The organism is Delftia sp. HK171 (genome assembly GCF_001886655.1).
GTDB lineage: Bacteria > Pseudomonadota > Gammaproteobacteria > Burkholderiales > Burkholderiaceae_C > Comamonas > Comamonas acidovorans.
In genome coordinates this window covers 6317387-6334758 of the sequence record NZ_CP018101.1, presented here as the reverse complement: position 1 = coordinate 6334758, position 17372 = coordinate 6317387, and the positions used below count along the sequence as shown (strand labels likewise).

13 protein-coding genes are annotated in these 17372 nt (G+C 59.1%); 4 read left to right on the top strand and 9 right to left on the bottom strand.

Annotated elements, in window-relative coordinates; genetic code table 11:
• Positions 1-161: 161 nt before the first annotated feature.
• The 9 genes from BO996_RS28290 to BO996_RS28255 form a co-directional block, all read right to left on the bottom strand.
• Entirely contained in the window at positions 162-923 is a 762-nt protein-coding gene (locus BO996_RS28290; RefSeq protein WP_071956968.1) for a fimbrial biogenesis chaperone, read from the bottom strand.
• Positions 924-1036: 113 nt separating this feature from the next.
• Positions 1037-1624, bottom strand: coding sequence for a fimbrial protein (locus BO996_RS28285; protein ID WP_013800427.1), 588 nt, complete (start codon positions 1622-1624; stop codon positions 1037-1039).
• Between the two features lie 640 nt (positions 1625-2264).
• A complete protein-coding gene (locus tag BO996_RS28280) occupies positions 2265-3062 on the bottom strand; it encodes an HAD-IIB family hydrolase (protein ID WP_071957239.1) in 798 nt (265 codons plus the stop codon).
• A 159-nt stretch (positions 3063-3221) separates the two neighbouring features.
• The gene (locus tag BO996_RS28275; RefSeq protein ID WP_071956967.1) at positions 3222-4178 is read right to left on the bottom strand and encodes a glycosyltransferase family 2 protein; all 957 of its coding nucleotides are present in this window, start codon (positions 4176-4178) and stop codon (positions 3222-3224) included.
• A 458-nt stretch (positions 4179-4636) separates the two neighbouring features.
• On the bottom strand, positions 4637-4984 hold the full coding sequence (locus BO996_RS28270; RefSeq protein ID WP_071956966.1) for an EamA family transporter: 348 nt from the start codon (positions 4982-4984) through the stop codon (positions 4637-4639).
• 22 nt (positions 4985-5006) lie between these two features.
• Positions 5007-6995 (bottom strand): hypothetical protein, encoded by a 1989-nt coding sequence (locus BO996_RS29355; RefSeq protein ID WP_156898012.1) that lies wholly within the window; start codon positions 6993-6995, stop codon positions 5007-5009.
• 834 nt (positions 6996-7829) lie between these two features.
• Positions 7830-8948, bottom strand: coding sequence for an acyltransferase family protein (locus tag BO996_RS28265; RefSeq protein ID WP_071956965.1), 1119 nt, complete (start codon positions 8946-8948; stop codon positions 7830-7832).
• 42 nt (positions 8949-8990) lie between these two features.
• Positions 8991-10616 carry a peptide chain release factor 3 gene (locus BO996_RS28260; protein WP_071956964.1) on the bottom strand — a complete coding sequence of 542 codons (1626 nt, stop codon included), beginning with the start codon at positions 10614-10616 and terminating at the stop codon, positions 8991-8993.
• A 71-nt stretch (positions 10617-10687) separates the two neighbouring features.
• Positions 10688-12205 carry a hypothetical protein gene (locus BO996_RS28255; protein WP_071956963.1) on the bottom strand — a complete coding sequence of 506 codons (1518 nt, stop codon included), beginning with the start codon at positions 12203-12205 and terminating at the stop codon, positions 10688-10690.
• Between the two features lie 189 nt (positions 12206-12394).
• On the opposite strand from BO996_RS28255, the gene kdpF reads away from it, so the two are divergent.
• The 4 genes from kdpF to kdpB all read left to right on the top strand — a co-directional run bounded on the left by kdpF (position 12395) and on the right by kdpB (position 17221).
• The gene (gene kdpF, locus BO996_RS28250; RefSeq protein WP_034397326.1) at positions 12395-12493 is read left to right on the top strand and encodes a K(+)-transporting ATPase subunit F; all 99 of its coding nucleotides are present in this window, start codon (positions 12395-12397) and stop codon (positions 12491-12493) included.
• 114 nt (positions 12494-12607) lie between these two features.
• Positions 12608-14314, top strand: a complete 1707-nt coding sequence (gene kdpA / locus BO996_RS28245; RefSeq protein WP_071956962.1) for a potassium-transporting ATPase subunit KdpA — start codon at positions 12608-12610, stop codon at positions 14312-14314.
• Between the two features lie 78 nt (positions 14315-14392).
• Positions 14393-15127 (top strand): K(+)-transporting ATPase subunit C, encoded by a 735-nt coding sequence (gene kdpC, locus BO996_RS28240; RefSeq protein WP_043820205.1) that lies wholly within the window; start codon positions 14393-14395, stop codon positions 15125-15127.
• A 3-nt stretch (positions 15128-15130) separates the two neighbouring features.
• A complete protein-coding gene (kdpB, locus tag BO996_RS28235) occupies positions 15131-17221 on the top strand; it encodes a potassium-transporting ATPase subunit KdpB (RefSeq protein ID WP_071956961.1) in 2091 nt (696 codons plus the stop codon).
• Positions 17222-17372: the final 151 nt, after the last annotated feature.

Below are 17372 nucleotides of genomic sequence, written 5' to 3'. Positions count from 1 at the left end.
GGCCAAGGCCGATGTGCCAGTCCCGTTAAAGAGACCGATGCCGTTTCGCTGGGTATTAACGCTGGGTATCGGTGTGCTGGCCGGGCTGAAAATGCAGTGGCATTAGATAATCAGACCGGAGAGAACGGGGGATTCGCGTGGCTGTGCTCGCATTGCCCTGTTTATTGGGCGGAATTGCCAATTCTGGCTTCGTGGTTGAGACTGGCGCCCCAATCATTGATGCTGCTGAACATCACCGTGGCACCGGTCGCACCAGCCATATTGGCACCCGCAGGTTCCTTGATTGGGAAGGCGGCCACTTGGCCGGGAAGAACGGGCCCAACGCCTGCCTCGAAGGATTTGCCGTTGAGCTGCAATTCAACGCCAGCCACATTGACCACAAAGGCGCTGGGATTGCGTGCATTCAACACAGGCTGGTTTTTGGCGTCAACGCCTGCCGACCATTGAAGCAGGGCAGGAGCCTCCTGGGCATTGCCGGGCAGATTGCCGGGCCGGTACATGAGCTTGACGCGAGTGCGAAAGGCGAACTGGAGATTGTTGGAGTCGCCTTCCATTTCCGCCTTGGGCGGGACGTCCAGCACGTTGAGCCAGAACAGGGATTCCTTGTCAGCAGGCAGTGCTTCGCCCGAATAGATGATGCGCAACGTCTGGGTCTTGCCCGCCTCGATGCGCATGATGGTGGGCGTGATGACGAAGGGAACGTCGATGTTCTCAGGCGATTCCTGGTTGTTGCCCTTGTCCAGCCAGGTCTGCACCAGGGCAGGTTTGCTGCCTTCGTTGGTGAGCTGGATGGTGGCTTCCTTCTCGCCACTGGGGAATATGATGCGCGTGCCCGTCAATGTCACGCTGGCCTGTGCCGCCGTTCCAAGAAGAAGGGACAACAGGATGGCAGCAAGCCCATATGAACGTTTGATCGTCAGCATCGGAGAACTCTCTGGGTTTTGAGCGAAAGAATGGGGCCAGGCCCATGTCGGGAAAGCAGAAGACACGGCATACCGACCACCGCAAGGCGGCCGATATGCCTGAAAGTCAGTGATTACTGATAGACCAGCGAGTAGGTCACCGAGGTGTCGGTACGGCCTGCGGTCACGGGGCCGGTGGCCACGTATTCGGAGGCGAAACGCATGATGGCCCGGCCATTGCCACCGACCTTGTTGTCGATGTCCACAAAGCGCGATTGGGCGGAACCGATCTTCAGGCGCTCGTTGTTGCTGGGATCCACGATGGCGATCTGGACACCGGAGGCCACGGTGGGCGCACCAGTACCGCTGGCCGCTGCGGGCTTGAGCATGCCGGTGACCAGGTCCACGTTGGGGCCGGCTTCGAAGAACACGGCGACCTTGGAGACGGGTGCTGTGGAGGTGGCGGTGGCCAGCTCACAGCCGCTGAGTTCCAGCGAGAACGCCTGGCGGCCGACCGTGGCACCCACAGTGGCCAGCTGGTTGTTCGCCACGTTGGGCAGCTTCACGCCGTCCTTGGCGGCGCCGGCGACCGTGGTGTCCACCTTGCAGGTGGTGGTGACCACCTCGCCCGTGAAGTTGATGGTGCCGTCTGCTGCTTGAGCGGTGTTCATGGCCATCATGACCAGGCCGGCAACCGATGTCAGCAATGCGATCTTTTTCATGGGTATTCCCTCGAGTTGAAGAGATAAATGAAATTCCAGCAGCGATGAATGCGCTGGTGGAATAAGAGAGTGTGTGAATGGTTGAGTGGTTAATAAATCATCAGTGTTCCATGTTCACCTCATCAATCCAATGGTTGGTAACTGTCAGCATGGTCAAGGGTTTGCAAGGGGTGCGATCATGCTGGAATAGGTGGTGGCGCTGACATGGAGAAATTGTTCGGATGAGGGAGCGTTGGCGAGGGATGGGCGAGGTTTGTTTCTCTGGCATGTTTGAAGTTGAATTGTTCAAATACACCAGTGCCCAATGGCGCGGATGGGGTGCAGGAGGGAATCTGTCAAAGAAAAAGGCGAAACAAAAACCTGTTCTTTGGGTATGTGATGGATTCTAGGTGTGCACCGCCGCTATATGAAATAGGGCGCATTCTGATAATTGATGCTTGATCTAGGAATAGTCCTAGATTTGCTCTGTCGAATGGGGAAAAGAGGGTGCACAGCCCGCCTGCGCCGGGCGGTTGGCTGTGCTGAGGGTGATGGTGTCTGCGGGGGGAGCGCGGGTCCCGCAGATCAGGAGGGGCCGATGGGGTAGTCGAAGGCGAAGGCGCAGGCCTGCAAGGGCTGCACCGGCCCTCGGTCCTGTGGATCAGGGGCGCTGGGTCAGCAGGTACTGCGCCATTTCGGCAAAGCCGTCTCCACGCTCGGCCTGGGTGACGTGGCGAGGCAGGTGCTTGAGCTGGGGCACGAAGCGCGCGATGTTGGCCACGCCCAGGCTGTGGGGCATGTGCTCGAACATGAGCTGGTCGTTGGTGGAGTCGCCGATGTAGATCCAGCGGTCCAGCGTGGCGTCGAGGTCGATGTCGAACAGCGTGCGCAGGATCCATCGCGCGCCTTCGAGCTTGTTGTGCGCGCCAAACCAGCCGTTGATGTGGATGGAGCTGACGGTGGCGTTCATGCCCGCCGCCTTCAGGATGGCCACGCAGCGGTCAATGTCCTGCTGGGGCATCTGGGTGAATTCGCTGTGGTCCACGGCAATGTCGCATTCGCGGCCCGCCGAGTCGGTGGCGCGCAGCGCCCCGGGCACGGTGGCCTCGATCTCGGCCAGCACCTGCTGCATGCGCGCGTAGTTGGCGGTGCGCGTGGCCTCGTCCTGCTGGTAGAGCTTGTCCAGCCCGCCCTGCGCATTGCGCCGCAGTGCCACGGCGCCGTTCTCGGCCACGATGGCATCCACGGGCCAGGCCTGGGCAAAAGGCTCGCTCCAGCCCACGGGCCTGCCCGTGATCGGCACCACGCGCAGGCCGGACTGCTTGAGCCGGGCGATGGCATCGACGACATGGTCCGGCACCACGCCCTCGGTGGTCAGGGTGTCGTCGATGTCGGTGAGGATGCCGAGCGGCGATGCGGGAGGTGTCCAGAGGGACAGCGGCTGGAGGGTTGTAGGCACGGTCGTCAAAATGCAAAAAGCCGCCCGGGGCGGCTTGTAAAAGGGCAGCGTTTGCGCGCACGGACCGTGCGCGCAAGGGCTCCATCCTACTGCCTGGCGAATTCGACGATGGCCTTGTAGAACTTGTCGGAGCCGTCCTTGGGGTTGTCTGGGGACAGTTCACGCATCTGAATCCTCAAGTGACAGGCTGATCGGCTCGGTTGGAACACTGCTCACGTCGTAGTGCAAAAAGGCGATCAGGCACTGGATGCCGATGATGATGGGCAAGGCTGCCAGCATGACGGTTCCGCTCGTGGCTGGATGACTGGTGTTTCCAATCCAATGCCAGAGGCCGAAGATAGTGCCCACCAAGACCAGCAAGGCGCCGCTCAGGCTGTATACCGTGCCGATATTGAAGTCGCGCACCAGATAGTTGTAGACATAGCGCCGCCCCAGCCGTGAAGCATGCTTGCGCAGGAATTCGGGCAGCACCTTGCCGATCCTGAGGTTGGACTCCTCATCGGCATAGACTGAATCCATGGGTACATCCTTGACGACGGCGCGGACAGTGTTCAGGCGAAACAGCATGTCGGTCTCGAAGAAATACCGGCGCTCCAGCTTGTCCAGCGGCAGCTCGGCCAGCACGCAGGTGCGCACGGCGGTGTAGCCGTTGGTGGGGTCCATCACGTTCCAGTAGCCGCAACTGAGCTTGGTCATGAAGGACAGCACGGCATTGCCGAACAGGCGCAATGGCGGCATGTCCTGTACCGACTCGGGCCGGTAGAAGCGGTTGCCCTTGGTGTAGTCGGCCTGGCGGCGCAGCAGGGGGCGCACGAACAGGGGCAGCAGCGTGGGATCCATCTGGCCGTCGCCGTCGATCTTCACCACGATGTCCATGCCGTCGGCAATCGCCGCCTTGTAGGCCGTGACGATGGCTCCGCCCACACCCCGGTTCTCGGGATGGTAGAGCACGCGCACGCGCGGATCCGTGTTGGTTTCTTCGATGAAGCGTCCACTGTCAGCGGGGCAGGCATCGTCCACGGCATAGATGGCCTCGACCTCTGGGCCAATGGCTTGGATGACACCCTGCACGTGTTGAGTGACCTTGTAGCAGGGGATGGCGACAGCGATGCGCATGGGGGCTCTTCAGAAAATCGTCTATGGTAAGTGTGCTTTGGCTTTTGCCGAAGCAGTAGGATAGTTTAGTTGTCTGGGGTTCCGGATGTTCATATAGAGCGGTTTGGCTCCAAGAGGAGACGTTGAATCCTGGGGTTTTCTCGCGGGATATATATGGTTCTTGACTGCAAGAAAAATTTTACCAAAATACAGGCTTGCTGGGGTGATCTATATACTTTGGCATAACATGTTGCAAAATAGCAAGAATATTTTCTTCCAGTATTCCTGATCAGAAAATCAGAAGCCAACTTTCATAAATGAAGTTCAGGGGAAAAGATACTGAAAATGTCTTGTATTTTGTGAATTGCATTTCCTATGTGTTTTGAGTTTTTTGAGTTTGAATGCCCGCTTGCAGAATTAAACTATTTTTTCTATAGAAGTGATCGGTTGCATAGATCTCGTGCCCTTTGGTCGAGTCACTAAGCGTGGGCTGATATCGTGATTCCCGCAAGAATAAGTGATCCCCCAATAATTGTGGAAATTCGGATCGGTTCATTTAAGAAAATCCAGCCCAAACAAGGGACAATCAAAAAAGCCAAGCCCATGAAAGGGTAAGCAAGATGCAAAGGGGCATGTCGCAGAACCCATATCCATACTAAAGTAGTAAATCCGTAAAGAGCGAGAGCGGTGATGAGCCAGCCGTTCAAAACCCAGTGTTGCCAAGTAGCCGCCTCTGGAATGGATTGGGCGGCTTTTTTGAAAAGGAGCTGACCAAGCGAGATGCCCAGGACGCACAGGACAGTAATGCTGGTGAGGATCGGAGTCATATCAGAGTTTTAAAAGGAAGGTTCAGCGAGGATCACGACGGAAGTAGGGATCAATAGGTACGCCGTGCTGTATCAACGCGCGTGCAGCTTCGGGAAGCGTTGACCTAAGAAGCTCTGCCCCGTACCAAGTTATGATAGTGCCTGGAGGGCAGTTAAAGCTGATAGAAAGCTCGCCATCACCAGCTGGACGCAAGATGTCGTTGCCTTGGAATGCATAGGTATGAGGAGCGCCATCCAAATGAAGGGGTAGGAGTGGCTCCGGTGTGTACCAGCCGACGGGCTCATGCCCGTTGCTGAGTTGCATTTTTGCTCTACGGCAAGCGTGTGACATCTCTGGTGAGCTGATTGCGAAACGCAGCCGCCAGATGGCGTCCAACATATTTTGAGGAGCCAAAGAGGCAGCGTCCGGAATGCGAAGGGGAATAACAAGGGTGGCAGGACTGCTCTCCAGACGCCATTTTTCGGTCTGTAAAGGCGTGGCATTGATGGCTCGCATTGGGCCCATGGTATCCCGGTCCAGTACGATCTGAACGGGGCCTGGACGGTATGGATCCATACTTAACGTCTCATGACGCGCTGCATAACGTGTAATTGCGGGGGGGACGGCCGCTAGTAGTAAACCTATGAGAATTCTCTGGGATGTCCATTTGAGCCATTGAAAGGCGGTTCCTGTTTTTTCTGTGTAATGCTGCTTGATTGGCTTTTGAAGCAGTATGGCGATACTGACGCCACAGAGCAGCATTAACCAAGGTTCCAGAAAGAATAAATTGTAACGCGTGTTGTAGAGTACAGGTGCCAGTTGAAGAACCATGCCAAGTACCAGTAGTGCCAAAAATAGCAAGACAACCAACTTCTCTCCATCTGCTCCTGTTGTTCCGGGTAGCTGTGGCATAGACCTCCCGGGGCTGCGCAGTGCTCTTGCCGACAAGGCTAAAGCGGCCAAGAGAATAGCCATTAATTCAAATGTCCTGAGAGTACGGAGTTTTGGTGCAATACGTAATTCGGGTGTGCTGTAAAATAACCAGGCTTTTAGCTTTCCAAAAAAGAATACTACATTATCATGTGGTGAAGTGTTTTTGAGAATATCAATTGCAACGCGCGCATTTATTTTATCTGCTGTTTTATTGAGCGGGTTGCCTTGAGTCTGAGGTGAGACTGTTGAAGGGGTGATTCCTGCATCGTACCTGAAGCCTGAATACAAAGGTTCCAAACCCATTTTGAAGGGGCTTAAGCCATAGTAGAGCCCTGAACCCGCACCAGTTCCAAGACCCCAAACACCAAAATACATGCCGTTTTTTACGGCAACAGCGGCCGGCAGCATTAGAGCTATCAGCAGCGCTATACAAAATCTTCCATTAATTCGCTGGGAGAATTTGGCGATGACAGTACTTGGGTGGGGTACCTGTCGAGTGCAAAATATCGTGAATGCAAGCGCCAGTAGTAAGGCGCCTAATGTAAAAAATTGCAGAACAGGCCTCGATAGCAGGGTAATAGTGAGGCCCATTGAAAAAAAGATCAATGTCGTACGAGGTCGCTGGTTCTTCAGTGTATATTCAATAATTGACGTAGTGCATAGCATTAAGCCGAATAAATATAGTGTTTCGGTCAATACCTGGGGAATGTAAGCAATAATTTCTGGGAAGAATACAAGCAGGGATGTCGCTGCTATACCTGCCAAGATGCCTCCAAGTAATACTGCGCAACGCCACATTAACAGCACGCAAAGAAGAAATAGTATGCAATTGGCGAACTGAATGCTTGCTGGGTCGGCATTCCAGACTGCAGCCCATATATATCCTAATGGGGCGACATAATAGCTAGCGGGATCCGTGGTCAAAAATTCCCATGGATGCTCCGCTAGCTTGCGCGCATTAGGTAAATAGACCCAGAATGCATCACCATTTATTTCTGCCTCTGGAGGGGGGAAGTGTTGTATCAGTCGTTTGGTTGCGGCTGTCAACAAGAAAGCTAACCATAGCGCTGAAATATATAGTCTATGTATTCGATTCATGCGATTGCGAATTTATAGTGCGGAATTTTCGCCCGTACTCCATGCGTGATTGATCTCCAGGGGTCGGGTATTTATCCAGTACAAATTTGTGCCAATAGGGCAATTGAGTACTAGGCGAAAGTATCATGGCTCAAGCGGGCGAAGCTCTTGGTTTGCATGGGTAACTAGAGAATTTTTATGTCCATCTATCTTTGTCTGACAGGTCGTCTCGAATTTCTCGCAGTTATGGTCCTGGCTACTTAAAATAATTTTATCTCCCACAGCTCATTCAATATGTTGGGGTGCTGTGTGATGATATCGCTAGTATTCAAGCTTGCAAGCAGTGTTGCTGGTAATTGCGTAAAGATACATTTGCGAGTGCTACGCGGTTCTATTTCTTGTTTCTTTACACTGCTGCTGTCTTTGGTCTCCAGGTGGTCCTTTGTTTTTTTAATACGTTGGTTTAATTGCGAAAATTTTCACGTTCCCAGATAAATTTATAACTAATAAAATTTATCGGCAAGATAAGGGTCGGTATCATGATTGATGGCTATACGAATGCTCCATCGTGCCTTGTGGCTCCTGTTATCCAACCACTTCGGGAGAATTCGAATTGTGTATTAATGGATTTGGTGAGCAAGGAAAGGCTTAGGGCTGTCAATTAAATCAACAGAGGGTCAAGTAGTGCCGAGCTGAGTTGGCTGTCGTACTGGAAAGGAGATAAATGAGAAGCCATTCTGAGAAAAATGGAAAATATCAAGATAGTCATAGTCCAGTACCGAGATTTTGCGATGTTCGGAAGTTTGGGTGATTTCCTGTAACAGACCAGTCAACTCAACATTAACCATGCATAAGCTATGGTAAGCGGTGCGTAATGAAAAGCAAGCCGATAAAACATGCCAATATCGGGAAAATCCGTGCATATAGCAGATGTGCTATTTTTCTGCATGCTTGCTTTAGCGCATTTTTGTCCATGTTTTTCCAGCGCAATGCTCGTGACTCCAGTAAGAGCCAGGATGCATATCCAGCAAAAATGGAAAGTACAAAGGTTAGAAAAAGACTTGCCCAAAAATTCATCTCGGGCCACAGCGCAATAACTGACTGAGCTATTGGGTAGCCGTAGAGATAGATTCCATAAGAAGGGTCGCCTAGCCGAGTAAACCAACCATCTTTTGCAGGTAGGTTTCCAAGATGGATTACGAGGATGGGGAGTAGAAGAAATCTCGCTGTGGCTGTATATGGAGTTAGAAAATATATAGCGATAAGTACAGGGGTAATGGTAATGAGCAGAGTTTTGCTATGTTTCTGAAACCAATTTCGATGCATTGCGATAAGAGACCCTGCTGCAAAAAAAGCCGGGTATTCGATCCAATGTTGGATGTGCCCTGTGAAGTCGGCATTGGCAAAGCAGAGAAATCCTACAATGTAAGAAAGTAGTAGGGATTTTATGAGCGAAGATCTGCGTAGTATTCCTATAAGCCCCAATGCTGCTAGCACAAGATAGCAGGCAAACTCCATTGCAATGGTCCAATAAACGCCATTCATTACAAATGGATTTGGGTTGCTTGCGAAGGACCCCGGAATAAATGGAAACTCACGGACCAACGTCAAATTGGTCAAGAAAAATCTCCATGTAGTAGCATTCTGAAGATATTGTCCTAAAGGCAGGTTGTTGAATATAATCCCAAAAAATAAAGTGCAGCAAAGAACGGACCCCAACATTCCTGGCCAAAGGCGCAATAAACGCTTCCAGAGAAATGGTATGAACTTTGGTTCCCTGTACCAACTCAAAGTTACCAAATACCCGCTAATGCAGAAAAATACCATGACTCCAACGCCACCGGTCACGCTCCAGTGGAGCCAACGATTCTCTAGCCAAGCGGGCGCATGAATTCCGGTAAGCGGATAATGATGCGAAAAGATAACAACCAATGCGGCAAGAATTCTTATTTTGTCGAGTTGGTTTTTATGCATCTGGAATAATGGTGTTGAAAATTCGGTTTCGTCTTGTTGTGCTTAGTTGCTCTGCAACGCCAACCCCGCATGCTCCCGCAGCGGATGAAAGTGAATCTTCGGAAACCGCTCCTGCGCCAATCGCACGTCATAGGGTGAGGTGCACAGATAGGCCAGCGTGTCGGCCGCATCGCGCGCCATGCGCAGCGGGTAGGCGTTCTCGAATTCGCGCAGTTCGGCCGGGGTGTCGGCCGTGATCCAGCGGGCGCCGGTGTACTGGCAGCCTTCCAGGCGGATGTCGCAGTCGTATTCGGCGTTCAGGCGGTGCTGGACGACTTCGAACTGCAACTGGCCCACGGCGCCCAGCAGCATGTTGCCGCCGGCCTCGGGCTTGAAGACCTGGATGGCGCCTTCCTCGCCCAGCTGCATCAGGCCCTGCTGCAGCTGCTTGGTGCGCAGCGGGTTCTTGAGCACCACGGTCATGAACATTTCCGGGGCGAAGAAGGGCAGGCCCGTGAATTGCAGGTTGGTGCCGTCAGTGATGGTGTCGCCCAGCTGCACGCCGCCGTGCGTGGTGAAACCGATGATGTCGCCCGCATAGGCCTCTTCCACGGCTTCGCGGCGCTGGCTCATGAAGGTCACGACGGAGGTGGGGCGCAGCTCCTTGGCTGTGCGCTGGACCTTCATCTTCATGCCGGGTGTGTACTTGCCCGAGGCCACGCGCACGAAGGCGATGCGGTCGCGGTGGTTGGCATCCATGTTGGCCTGGACCTTGAAGACCACGCCGGAGAAGCCTTCGTCCTCGGGGTGGATGATCTTTTCCACAGGCTGCTTGTTGACCAGCAGCGAGCTTTTGCGGGGGCCGGGCGGGGGCGACATGTCGACCACGGCATCCAGCACTTCCATGACACCGAAGTTGTTCACGCCGGAGCCGAAGAAGACCGGCGTGAGCTTGCCTGCCAGGAAGGCCTCGTGGTCCCAGGGGGCCGAGGCGCCCTGGGCCAGTTCCATGCTTTCCAGCGCATCGTCGAAGGACTGGCCGAAGCGCGCGCGCAGCTTGTCGGCCTCGGCCAGGGGGATGGCTTCGAAGTCCTGTGGGCGGCGTTCGCTGCCGGGCTGGAACACCGTCATGGTCTGGGTGAGCAGGTTGATGATGCCGCCGAACTGCCGGCCCTGGCCCACAGGCCAGGTGACGGGGCAGCAGGGCATGCCCAGCTCGCGCTCGACTTCGTCGAGGATGTCCAGCGGATCGCGCACTTCGCGGTCCATCTTGTTGACGAAGGTGATGATGGGCGTGTCGCGCTGGCGGCAGACCTCGATCAGGCGGCGGGTCTGCGATTCCACGCCGTTGGCGGCGTCGATGACCATCAACGCCGAGTCCACGGCCGTGAGCACGCGGTAGGTGTCTTCCGAGAAGTCCTTGTGGCCGGGCGTGTCGAGCAGGTTGACCACGTGATCGCGGTAGCTCATCTGCATGACCGAGCTGGCCACCGAGATGCCGCGCTGCTTTTCGATTTCCATCCAGTCGGATGTGGCATGGCGGCTGGCCTTGCGGCCCTTGACGGCGCCCGCGATCTGGATCGCGCCCGAGAACAGCAGCAGCTTTTCGGTCAGCGTGGTCTTGCCCGCGTCGGGGTGGGAAATGATGGCAAAAGTCCGGCGGCGCCGGGTTTCCAGGGCGTAAGTCAAGGGGGAGTCCAGGAGATGGGTAAATAGCAGGGCGCGCGTACCGGCTGGCGGCCGCGGCGAACCGGCGCATTTTACAGAGCGTGTGTCGCAAGCGGGTTGTCGGAGGAATCCGCCAATGCCTTCGGCGAAACGGTTGTTACAGCATTTGCTCCGGAGATGCTGGGACGAGATATGAGTACAGCCAAAAGAGCTGGCGTGAGAGCGAAGAATGGCAGCAAGTATCGATATTCGCCTGCAGTAGCGAAGACCGCAATGGCGATCAGGTGAATGGCTGCTGGCACGCTGATCAGCAGGGCTGGCACGTTCTTTTGGCGCACGCCATGCCACAGGACCATGGCCAGCAGCGCAAAGCCCAGCCAGGGCGTCCACAGCAGCCAGCGCCAGGCATGACTTTGGCGAAGCAGGCCACGCAGCGCGGTTTCTGCGGAATCCAGCATGAAAATCCGCATTTGCGATTGCGCCTGGGTGCGCTTGATCACATAGCGGGCATAGTCGAGCGCCGGAAACCCGCCCTGGGCCAGCGCGGCCGACAGAAGCACATTGACGCGGCTGGCCGTCACATCGGGCAGGTTGTGCCAAAGGTTGTAGCGCAGGAATTCATGCGCCAGCTCCTTGCGCTGTTCTTCGGTCAGGCTGAAGAGCTGAGGGCCCTGCGGATGGAACACCAACATATCCCAGTAGGCCGGGTCCGAGTAGGCGAGCATGAGCTGGCGCGGAGCATGGCCTTCCAGGATTTCCAAAGTGCGTGCCGACAGCTTGGGCGACTGCAGTACCCAGGGGTCGTTCATGAGGGGTTGCTTTTGCCAGAGGTCGTTCATGGCCCTGGGCTGCAGCAGCTTGACCGTTTCGAAGAGCACAAGTGAATCCGTGGCGCTTTGCGCAGCGGGCTTGTGCATCTGCGTGCCCGCATAGGCCAGGGCACACCACAGGCCGATGATGGCGCACAGCGGCAAGCGGCTTTTGCGGTGGACCAGAAAGATCGCAACCACGGCCGGTGCCAGAAAGAGGATGCCGTTGGCGCGCACAAAAACCGCAAACGGCAGTGCCAGCGCGATGAGGGCCAGGCTGGCACGGCTGTGTCGCTTCTGGCTGCAAATCCACCAAAGCTCGAACAGCAAGGCGCAGGAGGCCACGGCGAAGACGGCGTCTGGATACAGCGTGGCCATGAAATAGACCATGTGAGGCGCCGCGCAGACGAAGACCAGCAGCACGGCGTACAGCAGGCGGTGCCCGCGCGCCCAGTACCAGGCCAACATGCGCGCAAAGAAGAGGGCGCACAGCAACAGCAGGATGGCAACGGGCACCTCTACCCTGTGGGTGACGCCATATGTCCAGCGCACGAAGTAGTACCAGAACACGCTCTTGCCCGAGCGAAAGTGCTCGGGCCTGTCCACTTCCTGGAGGATGGCCGAACTGTCCTCGCCCAGTACGCCGGGCCAGAAGACCAGCAGCCATCCCAGATAGACCAGCACGAGCAGGCCGGCGCTGGCCAGGAAGGCGCGGCGCTCGTTGGAGCCTTCAAGACGGGCCTGCGCGGGAACGGCCGCGGAAGTCGGTGGGCCGGTGGCGGAGAGGTATCTGCTGTTCATGGGCCGTCGACGATGCGTTCAGGTCCTTGGGTAGTGGCAGTGCGGTCAGCGGGGAGCCGCTCACCTTCTTGATGCCGTCTTGATACGGCTCCTGCCAATCTCAACCCATCCTTGACAGCCCCGGCCCTAGAGTTTTCCCCATCGCAACAACAGGTGCCGCCAAGCGGTGCCGATGCGGGAGAAATTCCTATGACCCTGACCGAAATCACTGGATGGCTGGGCGCCTTGGGCGCTCTGGCTCTGTTTGTCTACCTGGGATACGCCTTGCTGCGGCCCGAGCAGTTCTGAGGTGGCGCAGATGCAAGACCTGATCTTTATCGCCCTGAGCCTGGGCTGCTTCGGGGGCCTGCTGGCCTTCGTGGCGGCACTGGGCCGGATTTGACTGCCTGAAAGGAGACCGCCATGTGGTTGACCTGGATGGAATATGCACTGGTGCTGCTGCTGATGACGGCGCTGGCCGTGCCCATGGGGCAGTGGCTGGCACGCTGCTTCACGAGTGAGCACCATGCCTGGATCGAGCGGCTGAGCTTTCGCGCCCTGGGCGTGAACCCGGCCGAGCGCATGGGCTGGCAGCGCTACGGGCTGGCGCTGCTGCTGTCCAACGGCGCCATGCTGCTGCTGGGCTATGCGCTGCTGCGCGCGCAGGGCTGGCTGCCGCTGAATGCGCTGGGCAATGCGGCGCAGACGCCGGATCTGGCCTTCAACACGGCCGTGTCCTTTGTGACCAATACCAACTGGCAGGCGTATTCGGGCGAGAGCAGCCTGTCCAACGCCACGCAGATGGTGGCCATCACCTTCATGATGTTTGCGGGTGCTATCACGGGCGTGGTCGCGGCTGCCGGCTTCATCCGCGGCCTGGCGCGCTCCAGTGCATCGGACCTGGGCAACTACTGGGTGGACTATGTGCGCGTGCTGTGGCGCGTGATGCTGCCGCTGAGCTTTGTGGTGGCCCTGGTCTATGTGTGGCAGGGCGTGCCGCAGACGCTGGATGGCCAGGTCTGGGCGACGACGCTGGAGGGCGCGCGCCAGCAGATCCTGCTGGGCCCCGTGGCCAGCCTGGAGAGCATCAAGCACATCGGCACCAACGGTGGCGGCTTCTTCGGCATGAATGCGGCCCATCCGTTCGAGAACCCCACGCCGCTGACCAATGCCATCCACATCCTGAGCATGCTGCTGATTCCCTCGGCCATGACCTATGCCTTCGGCTCCATGCTGCTGCGCCGCCGCCAGGGCTGGGTGCTGTTCGGCGCCTGCCTGGTTATGTTCGTGGGCTTTCTGGCGCTGGTGTTCACGGCCGAGCAGGCAGGCAATCCGCTGCTCACGGCCGCAGGTGCCGACCAGCAGATCAGCGCCACCCAGCCGGGCGGCAACATGGAGGGCAAGGAGCTGCGCTTCGGCATCGCCGATACGGCGCTGTTCGTGGCTACGACCACGGCCGCGACCACAGGCTCGGTCAATGCCATGCATGACTCGCTGACGCCCCTGGGCGGGCTGGTGCCGCTGGCGCAGATGATGCTCAACTGTGTGTTCGGCGGCGACGGCGTGGGCCTGATCAACCTGCTGCAGTACGCCATCCTCACGGTCTTCCTGGCCGGCATGATGATCGGCCGCACGCCCGAGTTCCTGGGCAAGAAGATCGAGGCGCGCGAGATCAAGCTGGTGATGCTGGCCGTGATGGCGCATCCCATCTCCGTCCTGGGCTTCACGGCGCTGGCGGCGGTCTGGCCCGACACGCTGGCCAGCCTGGCCAATCGGGGGCCGCACGGCTTCTCGGAGGTGCTCTATGCCTATGCCTCGGGCACGGCCAACAACGGTTCGGCCTTTGCGGGCCTGAATGCGAACACGCCGTTCTTCAACACCACCATCGGCCTGGCCATGCTGGCGGGCCGGTATCTGACGCTGCTGCCCATGCTGGCCCTGGCCGGCAGCCTGGCGGCCAAGCCCACCGTGCCTGCGGGGCCGGGCACCTTCCCGACGGCCACGCCGCTGTTCATGGGGCTGCTGGTCTTCGTGGTGGTCGTGGTTGGCGGGCTGACCTTCCTGCCTTCGCTGGCCCTGGGGCCCGTGGTCGAGCAGCTGCAGATGCTGTCAGGACAGGTCTACCCCTGAATCCCTGAGCCAGCTGAGCCCGTTTTTTTCTTGGCCGCCGGTTCTGCCTTGGCAGGGCCGTGCGGCGGAGGTTTCGAGATGCAAGTTCAAACACATACTTCCGGCCCCTTGCCGGTGCTGCGCGCTGATGCGCAGGCCCAAGCGCAGGCCGTTCCTGGCGGGCTGCGCTCGCTGTTCGGCCCCAGCCTGCGGTCGGCACTGTTCGTCGCCGTGGTCACGGGCCTGGCCTATCCGCTGGTCACCACGCTCGTGGCCCAGGCTGCGTTTCCCAAGACCGCCAATGGCAGCCTGGTCATGCGCCAGGGCTCGGTCGTGGGCTCGGCCCTGATCGGGCAGGAGTTCGCCTCGCCCCGTTATTTCCAGGGCCGGCCCAGCGCCACCACGGCGCCCGACCCCGACAAGGCCGATGCCACGGTGGCCGCGCCCTACAACGCTGCGCTGTCGGCTGCCACCAACCAGGGGCCGACCCATGCGGCGCTCAAGGAGTCCGTGGCGGCGCGCGTGGCGGCCTACCGCGAACTCAATGGTCTGGCGGCAGATGCCGCTGTGCCTGTGGATGCCGTGACGGCCTCGGCCTCCGGTCTGGATCCGCACATCTCGGTGGCCAATGCCGAGCTGCAACTGCCGCGCGTGGCCCGCGAGCGCCAACTGCCCGTGGCCAAGGTCCAGGAACTGTTGCGCCAGCAGGTGGAGCCGCGCGTGCTGGGCCTGCTGGGCGAGCCGCGTGTGAACGTGCTGCAGCTGAATCTGGCGCTGGACGATCTTTCGGCCGCGACGCTGCAGCCTGCGGCAGTCCATGCCGCCAAGGAGTAAGCCATGTCGCGCAAAACTGCTTTGTCCCTGTTCGATCCTTCGCTGGTGCGCCAGGCGCTGGGTGACTCCGTCCGCAAGCTGGCACCCAGCGCGCAATGGCGCAACCCGGTGATGTTCGTGGTCTACCTGGGCGCCATCTTCACCAGCCTGCTCTGGGCCCAGGCCCTGGCGGGCGAAGGCGAAGCTCCTGCGGGCTTCATCCTGGCGATTGCGCTGTGGCTGTGGTTCACCGTGCTGTTCGCCAACTTTGCGGAGGCGCTGGCCGAGGGGCGCAGCCGCGCCCAGGCCGCCAGCCTGCGCAGCATGAAGCGCAGCACCGTCGCCAAGAAGCTGGAGCAGGCCAACTACCAGAGCCGCTGGCATCCCGTGGGTGCCGAAGAACTGCGTTCGGGCATGTGGGTGCTGGTGGAGGCCGGCGACACCGTGCCGCTGGACGGCACCGTGATCGAGGGCGTGGCCTCGGTGGACGAGAGCGCCATCACCGGCGAATCGGCCCCCGTGATCCGCGAGGCCGGCGGCGACTTCTCTTCGGTCACCGGCGGCACGCGCGTGCTGTCGGACTGGCTGGTGGTGCAGATCACCGTCAATCCCGGCGAGTCCTTCCTGGACCGCATGATCTCCATGGTGGAGTCGGCCCGCCGCCACAAGACGCCCAACGAGCTGGCGCTGACCATTTTGCTGGTCGGGCTGACGCTGCTGTTCCTGCTGGTCATCGTTACGCTGCGGCCCTATTCGTCCTTTGCGGTGGAGCTGACGGGCAGCGGCCAGGTCGTGGGACTGACGGTGCTGGTGGCGCTGCTGGTGTGTCTGATCCCGACCACCATCGGGGGCCTGCTGTCGGCCATTGGCGTGGCGGGCATGAGCCGCATGATGCAGGCCAACGTGATCGCCACCTCGGGCCGCGCCGTGGAGGCGGCCGGCGACGTGGACGTGCTGCTGCTGGACAAGACCGGCACCATCACTCTGGGCAACCGCCAGGCCAGCGAGTTCCTGCCCGCGCCCGGCGTGACGGCCGCGCAGCTGGTGGATGCGGCGCAGCTGGCCTCGCTGGCCGACGAGACGCCTGAAGGCCGCAGCGTGGTCGTGCTGGCCAAGGAGATGCATGGCCTGCGCGAGCGCGACCTGGCCACGCTGCATGCGGTCTTCGTGCCCTTCACGGCCCAGACGCGCATGAGCGGCGTGGACATGCCCCAGCCGGACGGCGCCACGCGCAGCCTGCGCAAGGGCGCGGCCGACGCCGTGCGCCGCCACGTTGAATCCCTGGGCGGCCAGTTCCCGCCCGCCATGCTCAAGGTGGTGGAGGATGTGTCACGGCGCGGCAGCACGCCGCTGGTCGTGGCCGACGGTGCCCGCGTGCTGGGCGTGATCGAGCTCAAGGACGTGGTCAAGCACGGCATACGCGAACGCTTTGCCGAGCTGCGCCGCATGGGCATCAAGACCGTGATGATCACGGGCGACAACCCGCTCACGGCGGCGGCCATTGCGGCCGAGGCCGGCGTGGACGACTACCTGGCCGAAGCCACGCCCGAGGACAAGCTGCGCCTGATCCGCGAACACCAGGCCGCCGGCCGGCTTGTGGCCATGACCGGCGACGGCACCAACGACGCACCTGCCCTGGCCCAGGCCGACGTGGCCGTGGCCATGAACAGCGGCACCCAGGCGGCCAAGGAAGCCGGCAACATGGTGGACCTGGACAGCAACCCGACCAAGCTCATCGAGGTCGTGGAGACCGGCAAGCAGATGCTGATGACGCGCGGCGCGCTGACCACCTTCAGCGTGGCCAACGACGTGGCCAAGTACTTCGCCATCATCCCGGCCGCCTTCGTGGGCACCTATCCGCAGCTGTCGGCGCTCAACGTCATGGGGCTGGCCAGCCCGGGCTCGGCCATCCTGAGCGCCGTGATCTTCAACGCGCTGATCATCATCGTGCTGATTCCGCTGGCCTTGCGTGGCGTTCCCTACCGTGCCATCGGCGCCTCGGCCCTGTTGCGGCGCAACCTGCTGATCTACGGCCTGGGTGGCCTGGTCGTTCCCTTCATCGGCATCAAGCTGATCGACATGCTGCTGGTGGTTCTGGGCTGGGGCACCCCCTGAGTCGCTTCGCGCCTTCCCCCTCTCTACTTGCTTCGCAAGGGAGGGGGACGACACCCTCGGGGCGGGGCGGCCCTTCCTCGGTGTCCCTCGCTTTGGGGCGCGCCGGTTTCATGGGCTGCTGATTTCCATTTGATATCTCTGAAACATCCAT

Coding starts and splice junctions, on each gene's coding strand:
- BO996_RS28290 (WP_071956968.1), bottom strand. CDS start 923: ATGCTGACGATCAAACGTTCATATGGGCTTGCTGCCATCCTGTTGTCC.
- BO996_RS28285 (WP_013800427.1), bottom strand. CDS start 1,624: ATGAAAAAGATCGCATTGCTGACATCGGTTGCCGGCCTGGTCATGATG.
- BO996_RS28275 (WP_071956967.1), bottom strand. CDS start 4,178: ATGCGCATCGCTGTCGCCATCCCCTGCTACAAGGTCACTCAACACGTG.
- BO996_RS28270 (WP_071956966.1), bottom strand. CDS start 4,984: ATGACTCCGATCCTCACCAGCATTACTGTCCTGTGCGTCCTGGGCATC.
- BO996_RS29355 (WP_156898012.1), bottom strand. CDS start 6,995: ATGAATCGAATACATAGACTATATATTTCAGCGCTATGGTTAGCTTTC.
- BO996_RS28265 (WP_071956965.1), bottom strand. CDS start 8,948: ATGCATAAAAACCAACTCGACAAAATAAGAATTCTTGCCGCATTGGTT.
- BO996_RS28255 (WP_071956963.1), bottom strand. CDS start 12,205: ATGAACAGCAGATACCTCTCCGCCACCGGCCCACCGACTTCCGCGGCC.
- kdpF (WP_034397326.1), top strand. CDS start 12,395: ATGACCCTGACCGAAATCACTGGATGGCTGGGCGCCTTGGGCGCTCTG.
- kdpA (WP_071956962.1), top strand. CDS start 12,608: ATGTGGTTGACCTGGATGGAATATGCACTGGTGCTGCTGCTGATGACG.
- kdpC (WP_043820205.1), top strand. CDS start 14,393: ATGCAAGTTCAAACACATACTTCCGGCCCCTTGCCGGTGCTGCGCGCT.
- kdpB (WP_071956961.1), top strand. CDS start 15,131: ATGTCGCGCAAAACTGCTTTGTCCCTGTTCGATCCTTCGCTGGTGCGC.